Raw genomic sequence first — 20,963 nt, 5'->3', positions numbered from 1 at the left:
ATCATTTTGCATATTAGCCCCGGCTCTCACTAAAATAGTAAAAGTAACCAAAGTAATATGTGTTGAATAATTTCATTTTTCGTTTTTGAATGAGCCAAATGTAGCAACAAAATTTAATTTGTCAATAGGAAATTGAAAATAATTTTAATAAAATTTAATTTTCTTTGTTTTAGACCGTTTTTAACGATTGGTATGGAATATGCATTTAACCTAATCAAAGGCTGTCGATAATTTTTTGAATATCCTTTTTTGAAATTGTTGCCTCTTCAGATTTATCGTAAATATAAATCATAGTGACTTCGTTCTCAGTTTGCAGATAAGTAATAATCCTGTAACCTCCGCTTTTTCCTTTATCCTTACTTTTAACGGCAAGTCTGATCTTGAAAATACCATTACCTAAATCGACGCCAGTTTTTGGGTTAGCAGTAAGGGCTACCGCCAATTGAGTTAAATCATTGACTAATGATGGATGTTTCTTTTTTAATTGTTTTGCTTTTTTAATGAAAATAGGGGAATAAATGATCTTAATTTCCCCGGTCATATATCGCTCAGCGTTAAACGGGCAATCTTTCCATCTTTAATATCCCTGGCCTCTTTTATGCCTTGTTTAATTCCATCAAGCAGTTCCTGCTTTTTAGAACTTTGAATCACTTTAGCATCGATTCTTTTCAAAACTTCCAAAAGGAATTGAGTATCGTTATCTTTTACTTGTATGGTTAGTGTTGTCATAACAAATCAGCTTTATCCAAAAATACAAAATTAAATTGTCGAATTAATTAAGTAATCTTTTACTGAAACAACAATCCAACAAATTTCGCTACCTGTAAATGCAGATTATTCTGGTTACCCAGCCGAACTTAACTCCCGTTGATCGTTAATATCCATCACCTTTTTGCTATCGGTACGCTGTTTTTCCAATTCCTCGGCTTCGAGCAATTCCTGCTGCATTATTTTCGCAATCTTGGTGCTTCCATCGTGGCTCCAACCCGGTGGATTAAAAATATATTTTACTTTATCTGCAAACGTCGGTGCTTTCTTTACATCGGCAGTTAAAGCAATAAACTCGTGGAAAATGATATTTACCGGACCGGTGTCTTTTGGTTGCGTAGTTAAGCCATACTTAATTTCATCTTCGGGCAGCTCAGCCTGAAAGGTGCCAAACCAGCGATCCCAGAGTATTAACACCATGCCCATGTTTTTATCGAGATAACGAACATTACTGGCGTGGTGAACCCGGTGGTGCGACGGCGTTACGAAAACGTATTCGTACCATTTCGGAAAGTTGATCTGATACTGTGTATGAACCAGGTTACCATAAATTTGCGTTACCAAATAAGCGAAAAGGATATCAACAGCGGTGAAGCCCATAAATGCCAGTGGCAAATAAAAGAAAACGCGGTACAATGGCTCGAAAACGGTAGAACGAAAGCCTGTAGTTAGGTTAAAATGCTCAGACGAATGGTGCGTTACGTGCATTGCCCAAAAAAAGCGTACATAATGACCTACGGTATGCAAAAACCAATACAGGAAATCTTGCGCCAAAATAAGCACCAGCCAGTACAACCAAACGTTTGAGATTTGAAATAATCGGAATTGATAACAATATGCCAACAAGAAAAAGGTGCCTGTTTTTGTCGCAAGGTTAATTACAATGGCCGCTGTCATCAGGTAAATGTTCGTCCACGTATCTTTTTTTGTATATAACTTTCTATCGTGAGCATAGCTGAAGTACATTTCAACCAAGGTTAAAACGATTACAAAACTAAACAGCCCGACAACAGAAATATCACTTCCGGTAAAATTCATTTTATAAACTGTTATAATAATCCAAACTGCTCAAAATATCGGCGGTGCTTACACGGCAGTTAAACGTGCATTTTCCTTGCCTTTCTAAAAGAGAGAATAAAATATTGCCATCCTCATTCTTTTTATCGCTCTGCATCAACGCTAAAAGCGTATCAAAGCTTTCTTTTTTGATGTGGTATTTCGGATATAACTCCAAAATGTAAGTGCTGATATCGTTCAATTCATCCTTTGTTAAAGTGCTGTTTTTGATTGATAACGCAGCCTCGCAAACAAAGCCTATAGCAATTGCCTCGCCGTGGGTAAGCGGATTTTCATCGTTTGCCAGCGAATAGCTTTCTACTGCATGCCCAATGGTATGTCCGAAATTTAAGATCTTACGTAGATTTTGTTCTTGCGGATCTATCGTTACTACTTCATTCTTAATTTGTACCGAACGGTAAATATCTTCGGCCGAAGGTGTTAAGTAATCCGTTGTTTTTAATTTCTCGTAGTAAGTCTTATCGTAAATGAGCCCATGTTTAATCATTTCGGCAAAGCCCGATAAAAGCTCGCGTTGAGGCAGGGTTTTTAAGAATTCCGTTTCTATAAATACCATTTGCGGAAGCGTAAAGGTACCCACCATGTTTTTAACATTGTCGATATCAATACCCGTTTTGCCGCCAACGGAAGCATCAACTTGCGAGAGTAGCGTAGTGGGAACATTGATGAAATCGATGCCGCGTTTGTAGGTCGATGCGATAAAGCCACCCATATCGGTAATCACGCCGCCGCCCAAATTAATCATCAGGCTTTTGCGGTCCGCCTCAAAATCCAATAAGGTTTTCCAAATGCCGATACAAAAATCGATATTCTTATTTTCTTCGCCTGCTGATGTCTCTATCAAATCGAAATCGGCAAAGTCATCCATCATCGACTGAAAGGTTGGCAAGCAAATTTCACTTGTGTTCTCATCGGCAAGGATGAACACTTTACTGTATTTGTTGCTTTCTAAAAGGGTTTTTAAGGCGTCTAAATTGCTTTCGAAATAAAGCGAATGGCCTGCGCTCGTTAAGGTTTCCATTATATTACTTCGATTTTATCGTGTTCAAAGGTAATGATATCGCCAACCCGAACCTTATAACGCTTGCGAAGTTCTACTTCTCCGTTACATTTTACAAGTCCGTCACTCACAGCAGCCTGGGCATCGCCGCCAGTTCCTACTAAGCCGGTGGCTTTTAACAATTGAATCAACGGAATAAATTCGCCTTCTAATTTGAATTGTATCATTTTGCTGCAAAAATACGATTATTTAGCCGTTTTTAATTTCTACAACCAATGGTTTTTATAATTTTGCATCCATCTGACTTATTAATTATCATATAAATGGATTTATCGCCCAATAAACAACCTAATTTCGATAACACCGAAGTTGCCTTTCGTCAAAAGAACAACACCGAACTAAAAAAAGCCTATTGGCTTTTCAAGATGATTGGCAGCAATTTTTTAACTAAGGTTGGTCCGCCGATAACCAATTTCTTTTTAAATATTGGTTTACCCATCGAAGGTGCGGTTAAAGCGACTATTTTTCAACAGTTCTGCGGTGGAGAAACGATTACGGAATGTGATAAGGCCATTGCTCAATTGGCAAGGGGTGGTGTAGGTACCATTTTAGATTATTCTGTGGAAGGCGAGGAGGAAGAAGTTGTTTTTGATGAAACCTGCGAGGAAATTATCAGAACAATTCTTCGTGCAGATGGCGATCTGAACATTCCGATTACGGTTTTTAAGATCACAGGCATTGGTCGTTTTGCACTTTTGGAAAAATTAGACGCTAAAGGCCATTTAACACAGGCAGAAAATTTTGAGTTTGAACGCGTGAAAATGCGTTGTGAAAAAATCTGCAGAACAGCTTTCGACAAAGGCGTACCTGTTATGATTGATGCTGAGGAAACCTGGATTCAGGACACGATCGACGAATTGGCTTTGGATATGATGCGCAAGTTTAACAAAGAGCGCATTATTGTTTACAATACTTACCAAATGTATCGCCATGATAAATTGGCGGATATGAAAGCCGACCATTTGATTGCGAAGGCTTCAGGCTTTATTTTAGGTGTAAAGATGGTTCGCGGTGCCTATATGGAAAAAGAACGCAAGCGTGCACAGGAGAGGGGTTATCCTTCGCCAATTCAGCCCGATAAAGAGTCATCGGATAGGGATTATAACGCATCGCTGCGTTATTGTGTAGATCATATTGAGGAGATTGCTATTGTTTGCGGAACGCACAACGAAGAAAGCAGCCGCTTATTAACCTATCTGCTAGATGAGCGAAAAATAGCACACAACCACCCGCATGTGTATTTTGCGCAGCTGTTGGGAATGAGCGATAATTTGAGCTTTAACCTTGCCGATGCAGGCTATAACGTAGCCAAGTATGTACCTTATGGGCCTATTAAAGCGGTTATGCCTTACTTGTTTAGAAGGGCCCAGGAAAACACCTCGGTTGCCGGCCAAACAGGTAGAGAGTTGGGTTTGATTGAAAGAGAGTTGAAGCGGAGGAAAAGCCTTACCCGTTAAAAGGGCCTGACCCATTGAAAGAACCTCTCCCTGTTAAAGGGAGTGGTAGCCGTTCTTTTGTACTGTCCCTCTCCTTGAAGAGAGGGAAACACGGAACAGTGATTTGAACCCAGAGGTTAAAGCACTTTTGTAGCAATGTTTTTACTTACTGTCCGTTAAATCTCTCCCTTCTGGGGAGAGACGAGGAGGAACAAGCCAAGATTCTGCCTTTCATAGAGAGGGGCTCGGGCAACACGTCATGCTGAATTTATTTCAGCACCTTTCATATTCGGTCTTCATGCTAAACGGATCCTGAAACAAGTTCAGGATGACGAAGCGTTCATAGTTGGCGCTTTAGGCTTGTCCCCGTTAAAGGGAGTGGTAGCCGTTCTTTTGTACTGTCCCTCTCCTTGAAGAGAGGGAAACACGGAACAGTGATTTGAACCCAGAGGTTAAAGCACTTTTGTAGCAATGGTTTTACTTACTGTCCGTTAAATCTCTCCCTTCTGGGGAGAGACGGGGAGGAACAGGCGAAGATTCTGCCTTTCATAGAGAGGGGCTCGGGCAACACGTCATGCTGAATTTATTTCAGCACCTCTCATATTCGGTCTTCATGCTAAACAGATCCTGAAATAAGTTCAGGATGACGGCCAGATATAGTTGGCGCTTTAGGCCTCTACCTGTTAAAGGGAGTGGTAGCCGTTCTTTTGTGCTGTCTTTCTCCTTGAAGAGAGGAAAACACAGAACAGTGATTTGAACCCAGAGGTTAAAGCACTTTTGTAGCAATGTTTTTACTTACTGTCCGTTAAATCTCTCCCTTCTGGGGAGAGACGAGGAGGAACAAGCCAAGATTCTGCCTTTCATAGAGAGGGGATCTTTGGCAGAGTGGCGCTTTCTACAAAATTCCGTTCGCCTTTAAAAAGCTTTCCAGCTGAGCAGGTTTTTCTGTCATTAGTAAAGTGTTTAATCCTACGCTTTTAGCGCCTTCAATATGCTGCGGACTATCGTCAATAAATAAGGTTTCAGCAGGGTTCAGTCCGTTTTCTTTTAATACCTGTTCAAAAATGTTTGTATTGGGCTTACGCAACTTCATGTGTTGCGAAAAATAAGCCTTTTCGAAATATTCGTCGTAATTGTTCAGTTCGAATGTTGTTTTCAGGTAATTGATAATCCAATCGTAGTGGATTTCGTTGTTGTTGCTCAATAAAAAAGTGCGATATTTTTCTTTCACTTTTAAAAGCAAATCATGGTTCTCTTGAATGGTGCCAATTAATAAGCTGTTCCAGGCCTCGTCAATTTGCTCGTTGGTAAGCGCCGGGTTGTTCGCTGCCTTTCTTATTCCCTCGCGAAACTGGGCTGGCGAAATTGCGCCCGTCTCAAAATCATCGAACAATTGATTGTGTGCCTTATGCGCAAAGAAGTTTTCTATATCGTTAATGCCGAGTTTTTTGAAAGAAGCCTGGGCAATTTTAAAATCAATTTCGAAGATTACGTTGCCATAATCAAAAATGATGTTTTTTATGTTTTTCATTTAATAAGAATTTCGTGCAAAGATATTATTACCAGCTTAACTGCTTACACTTATATTAAAAAATCGCGAATGGTTTTTTCGCGATTTTAATTTTTAGAGTCCAATTATTATGATAGTGATGGTAAGAAATCAAGTTTTTCAAACTTGACTTCTTTAAACTTATCCATCCCTCACGCATACCGATTGTTAAGCATGGCAATCAATTCTTCTGTTTCAGCGTAATTGAACTTAGCACTATTTTATCTTTAGTAGCTTCTTTTTCAACTTTAAAAATGAAATACAGTGTATGCATTTTTCCATCGATAACTGGCGCTAACGGCACATCACTTTCCAGTGTGGATGTTCCAACAATTGCGCCGTTTTCGCTGTCGAGCCTGATCTCGATCTTTCCGTTTGTGCCCCTGTTTAAGCGAGCAAATGCAAAATTGAAGCTTGCAATGCCAGTCAGGTCAATATTCTTCAACGCTATCCATGCGGTTTCGTTGTTCAACACAAGTTTATCGCCTCCGTAAATGTCTTTCTTTTCAAAGCCCTTAAAATTTTGTAGGTCCACCGCCTCAATTTCATTATTTCTGAGGTTGACCAAATTGGTGCTTGTAAGCGGTTTTAAGCCCATCGAACCGGCATCTGTGTAGCTTGCCTTTATGGTTAATACTGGTTTTTTCTTATCGATATTAGCAGGCGGCACTATTTTTCCGGATGTTGGCAACGAGGCTGCAACGGTTTCTTTATTGCCGAGGCTCATAATCCATTCCGTTATCTTTTTAACATCGGCCTGTTTCATGGCCGCGTGTGCAGGCATAGGCACTTCGCCCCATACGCCCTGACTGCCCCCAATTACTTTGGATGCCAGATAATCGACCGCCTTACCATCGTTTTTATATTTTGCAGCAATTTTGTCGAAAGCGGGACCGATAGAAGCCGCAGATTCTTTATGGCAGGTGCTGCAATCAGATTTCAGCATCAGCGTTTTTCCGATCATTGTTTGTACCGCTTGTTGGTGGCCCAATTGTGCGCCGGCTAAATCACGGCCTTCGGTATAAGTGCTCGAGATAAAAATACGGCTGTAATTCACTTTTGCACCTTTATCGCTCACAAGCACCTTATAATTTACTGGCTCATTCGGAAAATAAAAGCTTTTGTTTCCTGCAATGCTGATGTTAACCTGCGGATGTTCGTTACCAGCAAACACGGGCACAATTCTACTTTTTGCCGTCGCTTTGTTGCGGTCAATAGCCTTTACACTGATCGCATATTCGCCTGCTTTCGTAAATGTGTATTGTAAAGTAGGCGTGGTAGTGGTTTTTGTAATTCCTTTGCCTAGGTTCCAAATATAAGTTAGGGCATCGCCGTCGGGGTCTTTCGCATCTACCTTTGCCGTCATTTTGTACGGAAGCAAACCGCTTGTTTTAGCAATGTTCAGGTTTTTAATTGCAGGTGGCCTATTACCCTTTAAATAATCAATTCTTACAATTCCCGCATCAGGATTCTTTGAAAACCATCCCTTGCCATATTCTAAAATGTACAACTTTCCGTCAGGCCCTTGCTCCATGTCAATTGGTGCAGCAAGCGATATATTGGCCATAAAAGGCTCCATGCTTAAATAATCGCCCTGCGCATTCATCGTTACTGCTTTCACCCAGCCGCGCACCCATTCGTAAATTATCAGCTTGCCGTTATAGTATTCGGGATAGGGGGAAGCGTTCGGCCTGGTATAATAAACCGGACCAGCCATTGCCGTTCTGCCGCCAGAACCCACTTGCGGAAACTCCTTCGACTCGCCGTACGGATACCAGATAAATGCTGGCTGTGCCGCCGGAACCCGCTCAAGCCCTGTGTTGTTTGGCGAATTGTTTGTTGCTCCCGACGCATCGAAAGCATCGCCACTTTCGCCATTGGTATAATCGTATGCCTTATACGGATAATTGTTGCCGATAAAGTAGGGCCAGCCGAAGTTTCCGGCTTTTTTGGCTTGATTCACCTCATCGTAACCCCTCGGTCCGCGTAGCGCATCGTCGTTGCTCGCATCGGGGCCAACTTCTCCCCAATATAAGTAGCCTGTTTTCTGGTCAACAGCAATACGATAAGGGTTCCTGTTGCCCATTACAAAAATTTCCGGCCGCGTTTTGGGCTCTTCTTTTGGAAAGAGATTTCCTTCGGGAATATTGTAACTGCCGTCGTCGTTCATTTTAATTCGGAGAATCTTTCCCCGTAAATCGTTGGTGTTCCCGGCCGATCGCCTCGAATCGTATTGTTGCAAGCCTTTTCGGTTATCAAGCGGGGCATAGCCTTTATTTACAAACTTTTGTTTTGGAACATCAAACGGCGTAGAGTTGTCGCCGGTAGAAACGTACAGCAAATTATCGGGACCGAAAGCGATCGATCCGCCCGTATGGCAGCAAATGTCGCGTTGTGAATAAAATTCTAAAACGATTTTCTCCGACTCCTTTACAATTTTATCATTTATCAGTTTAAAGCGAGATAAACGATTTACTGATTTATCAAAAGGACTATAAAAAAGGTAAACATAATGGTTAATCGCAAATTTAGGGTCGGCGGCCATGCCAAGTAAACCCTCTTCGGCATTTACGTCGGGTACGTTTGTTTTAAAATAAACGTTCAATTTACCAGCTTCAATCAGTTTTTTGCTGTTGTTTTTATAAAGCATTATTTCTCCGCGACGTTGCGCCACTAAAATATCAAGATTGGGCAGCACGGTTAATTCTGTGGGTTCGGTAAATTCGCCCTGCACCAATGGCACCTTCACAAACCGATCTTGGTCGGGCGTATCAATTTTATGATAATTTTGGTTGCTTAAATAGCGAACGGTAATTTTTTTATTGGCGGTAGCTGCACAAATCAAAACGAAGGCAACAGCAGAGAATAATATACTAAGGATGGTTTTCATTTATTTGGTTTTTGTAAACGCTATAAATATAACTTATTTGTCATCAAGCTTGTAACGTGTATCAAAATTTATGCTTTCGAACTCATTGTTAGGCAACATTTAAACGCTGACATAGACACGTATGCAGGGTGTAAACCGAAAGGCAGGTTTGCTTTGATATATTTTGGGTTGAAGCATGCAGTGCCGGTGGAACAAAGTTATTTGATAACGAGGATGGTTCCGTCGTGTTTTAACTTGTAATAGAATTGTTTTTCGCTTCTGCGTTGCAAAATCTCGATATTTGATACTTCGCCTTGCTTCCCGGTGTCATCTTCAATTTCATCACCTTCCTTTACGTTTTCCAGTTCTTTTCGAGAAGTCGTTTTGGTTACTTTTTTCATAATATCAGGTTAGCTGTTCTATTTAATGCAACACATTGTTTCTAAATAGGTTTTACTGGTTTTTCACAATTTTTGATCGAAATTGCCTATACTTTGATCGATTTTTCACTAAATCAACAATATTTGGTATGAAATCTATTAATCTGTGAAGTTCGTCTACTGTGTTTTGCAGCCCAAGTTGTTATCATTAGTTTTAAAACAATTTAATTCATAATGTATTAAGCAAACACAAAATATATAACGCTCAAAACAGATCTTATGGATGGTGTAATAACTGCTTACAACAAACAAAGAGGCTTCGGTCTGATTTCTCAATATTTAGTTATCGAAAGTATTTATTTCGACATTGCCGATTGCAAAGCGAAAGGACTATACGTAGGCAGTTCGGTGCAATTTGATATTGCCATCACCAAGAAAGGACGGGTAGCGAAAAACATTATGGGTGTACCCAAGTTAAAGCGCAGCTTTCGTTCTGTGGTTTAGTTTCCATACGATTATCTTTTAAATTACTTATCGAAGCAGTTCAGCTTCATGAAATCGTTATAGTACACATTAAAGCCTTTCACGGTCTGTTAATGTCGGAAAAACACAACTAATTGTTGTAATTTATGTCAAAATAGTGTCATCGCCCAAATAATTTCTACCTTACCGAAATGGGCGATAAATTAAATTTTGTTTTGGGAGTAATCTTCATTCTGGGAGGATTAGGTGTTTTTGTTGCAATTTTTAGTGGCAAGAAGGGTTGATCAGGTTTTTAATATTCTTAAGCATATAAATACCGACGAAGAACGGTCGTCGTCCCCAGGGTCAGTTTTAGAAAAAATGAGGGCGTTGGATCTGATAGCTATCGGATGACGGTTCTTTCCAGCAAATCGTCTTTCGACCTAAGCGCTCCGCAGGAGCTCCTTTGGAGGAGAAATGTTTGAACTCGCATCAAAAAGATTTCTCCGTTCCGCTACGCTACAGTCGAAAAGACGACCAAACTATAGATCTGTCATTGGTAGCTTGGATGGGAATCTATGTAGCATGAAAAATGCTGGAATAATATCGGTTTTATCGCATTGTTTTTCAATTGCTTATCAATCAATCTGTATATTCTCGTTTTATCAAATCATCGATAACTCATGCTTTATCTATTTTTTTAGAGGCATAATCTATTCTGTTATAAAACTTTTTTGAAACCAGCTATGTTTAGATTTAAAAGATCTAAATTAAAATGCAAGGTATAGTAAAATTTTATAATGAATCCAAAGGTTTCGGCTTCATTAAAGTAGACAATGGTGATGAAATCTTTGTGCACATCTCAGGCTTAAAAGATAAAATCAATCAGAATGATGCAGTGGAATTTGAAATTTCACAAGGAAAAAAAGGACCGAATGCTGTTAATGTTAAACTTGTTTAGTGTTGCTGGGTTATGAGATTAGGAACAGTTAAATTCTACAATCAGGAAAAGGGGTTTGGATATATCACCCCATCAAATGGCGGAAAAGAAGTGAGCGTATTTGCCGAAGGCATTATTGGCCAGATCAAATCGAATAGCATCGTAAAGTTCGATGTTGAATTTACAACCGGCGGACTTGTCGCCATTAAAGTTGTGTCTTTAAATTAGCCTTTTTCGCCGCATACAACTTCAGGCTTTAAGCTGAACAGCTTATTGCTCACCCTCTATTTTTAAAAAAAAATAATGAATAAAGCCTCTAATTTTATAAATTAGGAGGCTTTTTGTGTTCATCTGTACTTTTAAAACCACAAAAATGTAACCGGAATCGTGAAAATCTGTCCCTGTAAGTAGTTAATTTTTACGTGTTTAAAAACAAATATGATACAACTAGAATCAATTAGTGGGACTTTTAAACGTGAGCGGGCATTACAGGCCATATTCCCAATTCGGGTACTGGTTATTAAAGAGGGCAGGGGCTGGTTATGCATGAATTCTGGCGATTACAAGCTTAGAGACGCAAGGGTTTTCTTTATTCCGGAAGAAGGTTTGGTGCGGCTCGATGCCCAAATTGAAGCGGGCTATTGGTTAACGTTTACCAACTCGCTGTACACCGATTTTCTGCTTCAACATTTAGATCCACTGGCAAAAACGCTTTTTTTAAAACTATCTTATGAGGATTTAGATGGCGAATCGACAAAAGCGTATGGCTTACTAGATCAGCTGCAAAGAGATATTGAGGCAAACAAGGACTTGCCATTCTTATCGCAGTCTATTTCGCTCTTTCTTGGCTATGCCTCCGGTCTGGATGGTTATCTGGCGGCATCATCTCTTGATGAACTTCAACAAATTCTTCGTTTCAGGGCAATATTAGAACAGTTTTACAAAAGCGAGCGATATGGCGAATTTTATGCCCAGGGAATGGGAATGGGCATTCAAAAACTGAAAAACTTTGTATTAAGGGTATTGGGCAAAAGCCTTTCCTCACTAATAAGAGACAGGGTAATGAGAGAGGCAGAACATTTACTCAGTCACAACGATTATACAATAGATGAAATAGCCGAAATATTGGGCTTTGAGCAAACTAAGCACCTTTACTATAATTTTAAACGGTACAAGGGAATGAGCATTGTTCAATTTAAAAAAGCAAAAGGAATTTGAAAATTGATGCGCCTGTCAAAGAAATGCTGGTCTTGTCGACTTCATCTCTTCTAGATTACAATTTTTCCTGGTCTCACCACATTCATTGCAAAAGCGCCGAACGCGTAAGGCCTTGTTTAATGTAAGCTACTTTACCAGACGCAACAATTTTACACCGCTAATTTAAAAAATCTGGCTCAAAGCAAAAAGAAATATTCGTGTAGGTGATGTCAAATTGCAGTAAATAATGAATGGTGCTTTTAAATGTCGTTAAAAAGCGCTTTCGTGTAAAACTTCGCATACTTCTATAGACGCTAAGCGGCCAAGATGTTTTTATTAATCCGCTAATTCTGTCATTCTGACGTAGGAAGAATCTCAGACCTACGAAGTCGTTGTTTTAAAAAAGACAAGCCTAAAATGAGCGTTTAATGAAGCGACAGCTGTCTGAGGGTATTGGAAGCGGTTGGAGCTATGCTACGACGAGGTTGGGGGCGATACGAAATTGATTGCTATCGGATTGCGATACTTATATATGTCGTAGCGAGACGCTACGACGAGGTGGGGGCTTCGGTGGTCAAAGATTTCTCCGCTTCGGTCGAAATGACGATACCTTATATATGTCGGATATAGATAAATGTCGTAGCAAGACGCTACGACGAGGCCTTAACTTAATAGCACTGGGAACGCTACGACGAAGTTGATTTTTTGTTATCAAAAAAAAAGTCTAGTAAACTTGTAGTCTATTTAAAATAAATTATATTTGTCAAAAAAAACAATAATTATGAAACAAGAACTTACAAAATTGAACTGGGCTGCGAATGAGCGGTCTATAACCTCAAATAGAAGATATTGTTGTAGTTAGCGTAGAAATTAGCCTCAGGTTATTCAGAATAATTGAGGCAAAAAAAAAGGAAAATACAAGATTGTATTTTCCCCAGGCTAGTTAAAGAAACAGGAATTCAATTGGCGTTGCACCTGTTTCAATCAATCAATCACCCTATTTCAAAGTTATGCAAATTTTTGAGAAAGTCAATCTCACGTGTGAGACTTTGGCTTTACGAAGTATGATATCCAGGCCAAGCATGGATAAAAGGCTAATCGGCCTGATCTTTTTATTTCTTTCCCCATTTTTTTCGTCTGCCCAAAACCCCACCAGTCCAATTATTAATGCCACGTTATCGGGAACCGTTATCGATGCAAAGACCAAAGAAACACTTATTGGGGCCTCGATTAAAATTGAAGGCACAACAAATGGCGCTGCTACCGATCGCGAGGGAAAATTTCAGCTGGTTACCGGACAAAAATATCCCTTTACCTTATTGGTTAACTTTATTGGCTATAAGCAAACCGCTGTTGTAGTCAACCAAAACCAAATTACCGTTGAGCTCGTGGAAGATTACAACCCGCTCGATGATGTAGTTGTAGTGGGTTACGGAACACAAAAGAAAGTGAATTTAACAGGCTCCGTAGCCACCGTTGATGCTAAAACCCTTGCCAACCGCCCCATTACCAATGCCACACAGGCCTTGCAAAATGTGCCGGGCGTGTTTACCAACCAAACCAAGGGCCGGCCGGGAGCTGATGCCGCAACCATTCGAATTCGAGGTGCCGGCACGTTGAACAACAATAACCCACTCGTTTTGGTCGATGGGATTGAGTTTCCGCTGGGCGATGTAAATCCGAACGATATTGAGAGTGTCACCGTATTAAAAGATGCCGCCTCGGCTGCTATTTATGGCAACAGGGCGGCAAATGGCGTGATTTTGGTGAAAACCAAAACAGGCAAAAAGGGTACATTTAACATCGATTACAGCTTTTACGCCGGATCGCAAAAGGCAACTCAGTTTCCCGATGCCGTAACCAACACGGTCGATTACATGATTGGCAAAAACCGGGCGCTCGCCAACGAGGGCAAACCTGCCGAAAGCAGCGAAGCCTTAATTAACGAATATCGAAACGGTACCGATCCTTATATTTATCCCAATACCAATTGGTTTGATGTCATGTTTAGGAATGCGGCCATTCAAGAGCACAGTCTTCGCATTTCTGGTGGATCCGAAAAAACGGCCTTTTCCATATCGCTCGGGTATCTAGATCAAGATGGGATTATGATTGGTTCTTCCGGAAACCGATACTCGCTCAATTCCAATATCACTTCCGATATTACAAAGAACCTGAAGGTCGGCGCCAGCTTGTCGGCCAATTTTTGGAACAGCCGCGAAAGTGCCTACAGTGCCGATGATGGCAATGGCGAAGGTGGCTTAATGGGCCTGATTTATCGTGGGCTGCCTTTTCAAACGGCTTATGCACAAGATGGAACCTATGCCGATCAGTGGATTCGTGTACCCGGGCACAATTTTTTCCGAAATCCTGTTGCACTTGCCAACGAGGGCTTCAACAAAAACAATCAGTACCGAACCCTTGCAAACGTGTTTCTCGAGTACCAGTTACCGTTTAACATCAAATATAAAACTACGCTGGGTGCCAACCTGCTTTACGGTATCAACAAATATTCCTATCCAGCTATTAATCTCACCAACCCCAAAACGGGTGTAGTAACGCCTATTGGCAATACTCCCGCCCGTGGCATCAGGCAAATCAGCCAAAACAACATCAACATCACCAATTTCCACACCTTAACCTGGGAAAAGCAGTTGAATAAGCACCATCTGGGCGCTTTGGCCGGCTTTAGTTTAGAACGTTTTAATGATGGAAATTTCTCCGCCTATAACGAAGGTTACCTCGGAAATGAGTTAACCGAACTGAACGCAGGCAGTACCTCGCCACAGGTAAGCGGAACATCGGGCGCTTCACGGTTGCAATCTTATTTTGGCAGGTTTAACTACAATTACAACGAAAAGTACTTGTTCGAAGCCAACTTTAGGTACGATGGCTCATCGAGGTTTGCCGAAGACAAACGTTGGGGATTTTTTCCGTCGTTTTCTGCTGGTTGGCGCATCAGCGAGGAAGATTTTATCAAAAACCTCAATGTGTTCAGCAATTTGAAGCTTCGTGCATCATACGGTAAGCTTGGTAACCAAAATGTAGCACTCTTTAGTTATGTAGATGCGATTTCGCTCGGGCAGAACTATAATTTTAATGGCACAGTGGTAAGTGGAGCGGCAATTACACAGCTTAGTGACCCTAATATTACCTGGGAAACCACAACAATGAGCGATATAGGTTTAGAGGGTGGTTTTTTTAATAATAAACTCACTTTCGAGGTCGATTTATTCGATAAGCAAACGTCCAAAATCTTGAGGCAGATCAGTGTTCCCGGGCAGGTGGGCAACTTAGCCGGTCCTGTAAAAAATATCGGGGCGGTTAACAACCGCGGTTTTGAGGTTACATTGGGTTTTAACCATTCTATTAATGATTTCAGGTACAACGCAAGCGCTAATCTTACCTACGTAAAAAATAAGGTAACCAATTTAAACGGTCAGAAATACTATGCTTCGAATACGATTATTCAAGAGGGATCGGCGATCGACAGTTTTTACGGGCTACAGGCGGAGGGAATTTTTCAATCTGCCGACGAAGTAAAAGCACACGCTTTCCAAAATGCAGGCACTGTTCCCGGCGATTTAAAGTACAGGGATGTAGATGGAAATGGCGTTATCGACAATAACGACCGGGTAGTTATCGGCAATAGCATTCCGAAATTTGTTTATGGTTTTTCGGGTGGTATAGGCTATAAACGGTGGGATTTCAGCTTCATTTTTCAAGGTCTGCAAAATGTTGATACCTACTTAACGGGAAATTTGGCGCAGCCGTTTAAAAATGGTGCCGGCGTAACTTCCGATTGGTTAACCGATTCGTGGACGCCCACAAATACCAACGCTTCGTTGCCCCGCTTAACCACCTCGAACGGTTATCCCCAAAATTTTCAAACTTCCAGTTTCTGGGTTCGCGACGCTTCGTATCTGCGATTGAAAAACGTGCAATTAAGCTATTCGTTTCCCACCAAATGGGCGGCCAAGGCCGGTATCGATGTTTTAAAGGTGTTTGTAAATGCCCAAAATTACCTCACCTTTTCTAATTTCAAGTTTAGCGATCCCGAACGCAATTTAACCCGTGCCGATTTGATTGAATACCCAAATGCCAAAACAATCTCGGCCGGAATTAACGTATCATTTAAATAACAAGCCATGAGAAAATATATTTTATTAGTGATGCTTTCCTTCCTTTGGTTTGGCTGTAAAGACTATTTGGAAGTAACACCAACCGATCGGTTTACGCAAGATACCTATTGGAATACTAAAATACAGGCCGAAGCCGCCTTAAATGGCACTTACGCGGCAATTTATTACAATGTTTATTCGGCCAATTCCATCTATCTTGATGCGTTGAGCCCCAATACCTATCAATACAATAACGATTATAACATCATTTCGAGAGGTTTGCACAATGCCGCAACCGGATATTTTAACGATACGTGGAATGGCAGCTATAAAGGCATTGGACGGGCAAACAACCTGCTCGCCAATATCGATAAGGTAGAAATGGATGCCATGTTAAAAGAAAGATACAAGGCCGAGGCCAAATTTTTACGGGCACTTTACTATTTTCCGCTGTGGAACTTGTTTGGCGGTGCGCCGTTAATTACCGAAGCTACCAACTATGACACGCAGGCCAGTTTGCCCCGAAACACTGCTGATGAACTGCTGGCCCAAATTTTAAAAGACTTAACCGAAGCCTCATCAGGCACGGCCTTGCCCTTAAGCTATTCTGGTGCCGATAAAGGCAGGGCAACACGAGGCGCCGCTTTGGCACTAAAAGCCCGTGCTTTGTTATATGCCAAACGATGGAAAGAAGCCGCCGAAGCTGCAAAAGCAGTAATGGACTTGAAAACCTACAGCTTATTTCCGGATTATCGAGGTTTGTTTTACCTCGAAAATGAAGGAAACAGCGAGGTCATTTTCGATGTGCAATACAAATACCCTGAGTTTACGCACTCGCTGGATATTAGTTTAGACCAGCAACTCGGGTCTGCACCTTTGCCCGATCTTGTTAACGCCTATTACGCCACAGATGGCAAGCCAATTGCCAGTTCGGCAGTGTATAATGCCGCCAAGCCGTTCGAAAACAGGGACAGCCGATTGCAGGCGACCGTAATTTTGCCGGGAACGCAATTTAAGGGCGCTACGGTTACGGCAAACCAATATCCGAGTACGGGTTATGGGTTGAAAAAATACACCATATTTAAGGATAATGAAAAGCCAGTTGCCGCACCAACAAGCGGAACTTCGGAATTAAATTTAATTTTGCTTCGCTACGCTGATGTGTTGTTAATGTATGCCGAAGCCAAAAATGAAGATGTGGGGCCAGACCAATCGGTGTTTGATGTGCTAAACTTAATCAGGGCCCGGGCAAAGATGCCAAATATTTCGCCAACCTTAACACAAGACGAACTCAGAGCCGAAATCAGGCACGAAAGAAGAGTGGAGCTAGCTGGCGAGGGGCTTTATTACTACGATGTTCGCCGTTGGGGCATTGCGCCGCAGGTGTTAAACGGAAACATTACCAATAGTGCTGGCGCAAGGATAGATAGCCGTTTGTTTGATGCAAATAAAGACTATCTGTGGCCGGTTCCATCAATTGCCATTCAAAATAATCCATCGCTAAAACAAAATCCCAACTATAATAAATAATATGAAAAATGTATTTAAACTAAGCTTGCTGGCATTACTGCTGAGCAGTTATCACATTGCGGAGGGCCAGACGAAGAGAAAACCCAACATCATTTTTATCCTTGCCGACGATTTGGGTTATGGCAACATCAAGGCTTTTAGTGCCAAATCGCCAATTCCAACGCCTAATTTAGACCAGCTGGCTAGCGAGGGCACAAAATTTACCCGTTTTTACGCGGGAAACACGGTTTGTGCACCGTCGCGGTGTGCGCTGATGACCGGTTTTACAATGGGCCACGCATGGGTGCGCGGTAATGCGAAGGCCAAAGATGGTTTGGCCGCTTTGCGGGCGCAAGACACAACATTGGCGCAAAGGCTTCAAAACAATGGCTATAAAACGGGCATGTTCGGTAAATGGGGGCTGGGAGATGAAGACAGCAAAGGCGCACCACATTTAAAAGGATTCGACAGTTTTTATGGTTATTTGGATCAGTCGCATGCGCATGATTATTATACCAACCGACTTTACGAAATTGTTGGCGGCAAAACGGTTGAGGTGCCGATTGATACCACAAAATATACCGAAGATTTAATTGTTAACAAAGCCGTCGATTTTATCAATGAAAACAAGGATCAGCCGTTCTTTTTGTATCTACCGCTAACCATTCCGCACGCAGAACTCAAAGTGCCGGATGAGCTGCTTAAAAAGTTTCAAAATGCCGATGGCTCAAGCAAATTTCAACCAGAAACCCCATTCGAAAAGAAAGGAAATTATGATAGCCAGGCGCAGCCGCACGCTGCGTTTGCCGCAATGGTGAACAAGTTAGATACCGATGTGGGTGCCATTGTAGCGTTGGTTAAGAAACTGGGGCTCGAAAATGATACCTATATCTTTTTTACCAGCGATAACGGTGCGCATAAAGAGGGCGGGGCAGATCCGGTTTATTTTAACAGTTCGGGTCCATTTAGAGGTGTAAAAAGAGATTTGTACGAAGGAGGAATCAGAGTTCCGTTAATTGTAAGGGCGCCCGGCAAGGTGCCTGTTGGTAAAAGCGATGCAACCCCCTGGGCGTTTTGGGACGTTTTGCCAACATTTGGCGAGTTGACCGGAACAAGCACTCCTAAAAACATCGATGGGCTGAATTATGCCGCTCTTTTAAAAGGTGAAAAGCCCGCTAAACAACACGAATATTTCTATTGGCAATTTAATGAGAACGGTTTGAAAGAGGCTTTAACAAAAGGCGATTGGAAATTGATTCGTTTTAAGGAAGAAGGATCGCCCGAGAAACTGGAGCTTTACAATTTGAAAGAAGATATTGGCGAGAAAAACGATATTTCTGGCAACAATCCAGCAACGGTAAAACAACTTTACGCTTTGATGAAACAGGCGAAAACGCCGTCGGAAAACCCTCGGTTTGATTGGTCTGCCGTAGAAAAATAATGGTTAATTTGGTATTGATTATACCGAGAGAAGCCAAGTTTTCGAAACTTGACTTCTCTAATGCTAAGTTGTGTTAATCGCAAAATGCCATAACAAATGTCACCCTGAGCGGAGTCGAAGGGCAAACGCACGAGGCTTCGACTCCGCTCAGCCTGACAATGCGCCATTGACATGACACCAAATGTTTTATACTTATCGAATCGGTAAAGTTGTTGGTTGCTTTCTCTAATCTTCAAATAAATAACCGCTATCGGAGACAGAACAGTCTAAAAATCGTCATTTCGAGCGCAGCCGAGAAATCTTTGAAGGTGACTTTGTACAAAGATTTCTCCTCCAAAGAAGCTCCTGCGGAGCACTTCGGTCGAATCTGATAGCTATCGGATGACGATCCGTTTTAGCGCACGTAGCTTAACCTACATACTCTATATTTATCGAATCGGTAAAGGTGTTGCTTGGCGAACGCTAATCTTCAAACAGGTAGCCGCTATAAGCCAGGCCCTTGGCTACACTCTTAAAATTATCGCCCGAATTGAGTGGGATATGCGGAAATTTGCGCTTAAATAACTTTTGAATGGACGAAACCATTGATGTTCCTCCTGTTAAAAACAAGCAGTCAATGTCGTCTGAAGTGATCTGCTGTGTTTCCAAAAATTTGTCGAGGTAAGCCTCAATCTTATCAACGTCTTTTTTTATAATCGCATCGTATTGCGAAAGAGAAATGTCCTCGTTTATTTCGATGCCCATGTTCGAATAAGCGAAGTTTGAGGCAGCTTCATTTGAAAGCTCAATCTTGGTTTTCTCAATCGATTGGAAGAGCGCATATCCGAGGTTGTTCTCAATTAAGGTAATCAAATTCTTAAATTTCGGGTCGTTTCCTGAATAAAAATAATAGGTTTCAATTTCCTTTTGAATTTTAAGGCCGTTAAAGAAGTTCATTTTATCCCAGGTGCAAATATTGGCAAACAGCGATTTTGGAACATTTAAAACTTTACCCGGGGTAGCTTCGTACATGGTATTTTTGCCAAAATATGGCGTTCCCTTTTCCCACATAAAAGCCGAGTCTAAACTATCGCCACCAACGTAAATACCGCCCGAGGCGATCATATCGTTTTTACGATCTTTACTGCCTACTTTTGCCGGATCGAGAATTAAATAAGTGAAATCGGTTGTACCGCCACCTAAATCGGCAACCAAAACCCTTTCTTTTTTGGTAATGGTTTTTTCGTAGGCAAAGGCAGCGCCAATTGGTTCAAACTGGAACCGGACTTCACTAAAGCCTGCATTTTCTGCAGCCTTTTTAAGCCTGCTTTGTGCCAGCGTGTCTTTCTGCGTGTTATCGTCATCGAAAAAGACGGGTCGGCCGATAATAGCCTTTTTGCACTCCTCGCCGATGATTTCGTCGGCCTTTGCTTTTAGATCTTTTAAGATCAAGGTAACCAAATCGGCTGCGGAGTACCTTTTATTATGGATTCGGGTTTCGGTAAAGGTGGTTCTCGAAAGAATTTGCTTAATGGATTTGATAAACCGCCCTTTCATTCCATCGTGTAGGTACGCTTCGATAGCTTTGTCGCCTATTATATGGTTTTCGCCCGCTGTAAACGTCTTCGCCTCTGTAAAATAAATTAACGATGGAATCGAAATCGTTTCTACGATCTCCTTTTTCTCTTCGTCGTAAATTGAAAGTGCCGAATTGGTGGTTCCAAAATCGATTCCGTATAAAAACTTACTCATGATTGCTGTATTAGGGGCATGTAAAAATGGGGGTTGCGAAGGTATTAAAAAAAATAGAATTTATCGGCTGAAGCGGGAGTGCAATGTCATTTAGTTAAGGATAAAATTATAGAACATTGTCACCCTGAGCATTTCGGCTTGAGCTTGTATTGAGTGTAGTCGAAATGCTCAATACAGGCTTAGTCGAAGGGCGGATGTTAATGGCTTTATCCAATAAAAAAGGTCTTCGACTGAGTTTATCTTGAGCGAAGTCGAAAGGCTCAGATCCGATCGCTATCGGATGACACCGAGCAGGCTTAACTAAATGACATTGAGCGGGAGTGGGTCTGCTAGCCGCCAAGAAAACCAAATTGTTCGTTTCCAAAAGAAGCTCTTCAGTTTCAAAATTTATAGTATTAAAAGCATTATAATTTCGGCTTTGGT

General features: G+C 41.5%; 17 protein-coding genes. 8 read left to right on the top strand and 9 right to left on the bottom strand.

The genetic code is table 11. The features are described 5' to 3' along the window. Positions 1-214: 214 nt before the first annotated feature. The 5 genes from IZT61_RS05505 to IZT61_RS05485 all read right to left on the bottom strand — a co-directional run bounded on the left by IZT61_RS05505 (position 215) and on the right by IZT61_RS05485 (position 3,072). Positions 215-541 carry a type II toxin-antitoxin system RelE/ParE family toxin gene (locus IZT61_RS05505; RefSeq protein ID WP_196100180.1) on the bottom strand — a complete coding sequence of 109 codons (327 nt, stop codon included), beginning with the start codon at positions 539-541 and terminating at the stop codon, positions 215-217. Further along, the gene (locus IZT61_RS05500) at positions 538-729 is read right to left on the bottom strand and encodes a hypothetical protein (protein WP_196100179.1); all 192 of its coding nucleotides are present in this window, start codon (positions 727-729) and stop codon (positions 538-540) included. The genes IZT61_RS05505 and IZT61_RS05500 overlap by 4 nt, the downstream gene beginning before the upstream one ends. 114 nt (positions 730-843) lie before the next feature. After that, positions 844-1,806, bottom strand: coding sequence for a sterol desaturase family protein (locus tag IZT61_RS05495; protein ID WP_196100178.1), 963 nt, complete (start codon positions 1,804-1,806; stop codon positions 844-846). Between the two features lies 1 nt (position 1,807). Then, positions 1,808-2,866: a 3-dehydroquinate synthase gene (gene aroB / locus IZT61_RS05490; protein ID WP_196100177.1), complete on the bottom strand. Its 1,059-nt coding sequence runs from the start codon at positions 2,864-2,866 to the stop codon at positions 1,808-1,810. Beyond that, a complete protein-coding gene (locus IZT61_RS05485; RefSeq protein WP_196100176.1) occupies positions 2,866-3,072 on the bottom strand; it encodes an RNA-binding S4 domain-containing protein in 207 nt (68 codons plus the stop codon). The genes aroB and IZT61_RS05485 overlap by 1 nt, the downstream gene beginning before the upstream one ends. 96 nt (positions 3,073-3,168) lie before the next feature. Here IZT61_RS05485 and IZT61_RS05480 point away from each other — a divergent pair, with 96 nt between their 5' ends. After that, positions 3,169-4,362 carry a proline dehydrogenase family protein gene (locus IZT61_RS05480; RefSeq protein ID WP_196100175.1) on the top strand — a complete coding sequence of 398 codons (1,194 nt, stop codon included), beginning with the start codon at positions 3,169-3,171 and terminating at the stop codon, positions 4,360-4,362. 874 nt (positions 4,363-5,236) lie between these two features. Here IZT61_RS05480 and IZT61_RS05475 read toward each other — a convergent pair. The 3 genes from IZT61_RS05475 to IZT61_RS05465 form a co-directional block, all read right to left on the bottom strand. After that, positions 5,237-5,872, bottom strand: a complete 636-nt coding sequence (locus tag IZT61_RS05475; protein ID WP_196100174.1) for an HAD family hydrolase — start codon at positions 5,870-5,872, stop codon at positions 5,237-5,239. A gap of 199 nt (positions 5,873-6,071) precedes the next feature. Continuing rightward, the gene (locus IZT61_RS05470) at positions 6,072-8,780 is read right to left on the bottom strand and encodes a PQQ-dependent sugar dehydrogenase (RefSeq protein WP_196100173.1); all 2,709 of its coding nucleotides are present in this window, start codon (positions 8,778-8,780) and stop codon (positions 6,072-6,074) included. A gap of 197 nt (positions 8,781-8,977) precedes the next feature. Next, entirely contained in the window at positions 8,978-9,160 is a 183-nt protein-coding gene (locus IZT61_RS05465; protein WP_196100172.1) for a hypothetical protein, read from the bottom strand. Positions 9,161-9,418: 258 nt separating this feature from the next. Between IZT61_RS05465 and IZT61_RS05460 the strand changes: the two genes are divergently transcribed. The 7 genes from IZT61_RS05460 (at position 9,419) to IZT61_RS05430 (ending at position 18,809) form a co-directional block, all read left to right on the top strand. Continuing rightward, positions 9,419-9,643, top strand: coding sequence for a cold shock domain-containing protein (locus IZT61_RS05460; RefSeq protein ID WP_196100171.1), 225 nt, complete (start codon positions 9,419-9,421; stop codon positions 9,641-9,643). Positions 9,644-10,376: 733 nt separating this feature from the next. Beyond that, positions 10,377-10,562 carry a cold-shock protein gene (locus IZT61_RS05455; protein ID WP_196100170.1) on the top strand — a complete coding sequence of 62 codons (186 nt, stop codon included), beginning with the start codon at positions 10,377-10,379 and terminating at the stop codon, positions 10,560-10,562. Between the two features lie 12 nt (positions 10,563-10,574). After that, a complete protein-coding gene (locus IZT61_RS05450) occupies positions 10,575-10,769 on the top strand; it encodes a cold-shock protein (RefSeq protein WP_196100169.1) in 195 nt (64 codons plus the stop codon). 210 nt (positions 10,770-10,979) lie between these two features. After that, the gene (locus tag IZT61_RS05445; RefSeq protein ID WP_196100168.1) at positions 10,980-11,759 is read left to right on the top strand and encodes a helix-turn-helix domain-containing protein; all 780 of its coding nucleotides are present in this window, start codon (positions 10,980-10,982) and stop codon (positions 11,757-11,759) included. A gap of 1,061 nt (positions 11,760-12,820) precedes the next feature. Beyond that, the gene (locus tag IZT61_RS05440) at positions 12,821-15,880 is read left to right on the top strand and encodes a SusC/RagA family TonB-linked outer membrane protein (RefSeq protein ID WP_230383866.1); all 3,060 of its coding nucleotides are present in this window, start codon (positions 12,821-12,823) and stop codon (positions 15,878-15,880) included. Between the two features lie 6 nt (positions 15,881-15,886). Beyond that, positions 15,887-17,389, top strand: coding sequence for a RagB/SusD family nutrient uptake outer membrane protein (locus IZT61_RS05435; protein WP_196100166.1), 1,503 nt, complete (start codon positions 15,887-15,889; stop codon positions 17,387-17,389). A gap of 1 nt (position 17,390) precedes the next feature. Then, the gene (locus tag IZT61_RS05430; RefSeq protein WP_196100165.1) at positions 17,391-18,809 is read left to right on the top strand and encodes an arylsulfatase; all 1,419 of its coding nucleotides are present in this window, start codon (positions 17,391-17,393) and stop codon (positions 18,807-18,809) included. Between the two features lie 462 nt (positions 18,810-19,271). Here IZT61_RS05430 and IZT61_RS05425 read toward each other — a convergent pair whose 3' ends face one another. Further along, on the bottom strand, positions 19,272-20,540 hold the full coding sequence (locus IZT61_RS05425) for an Hsp70 family protein (RefSeq protein WP_196100164.1): 1,269 nt from the start codon (positions 20,538-20,540) through the stop codon (positions 19,272-19,274). Positions 20,541-20,963: the final 423 nt, after the last annotated feature.

It is taken from the genome of Pedobacter endophyticus, from assembly GCF_015679185.1.
Classification (GTDB): domain Bacteria; phylum Bacteroidota; class Bacteroidia; order Sphingobacteriales; family Sphingobacteriaceae; genus Pedobacter; species Pedobacter endophyticus.
The sequence above is the reverse complement of the archived record's forward strand: the minus strand, read 5'-3'. Positions and strand labels throughout refer to the sequence as shown.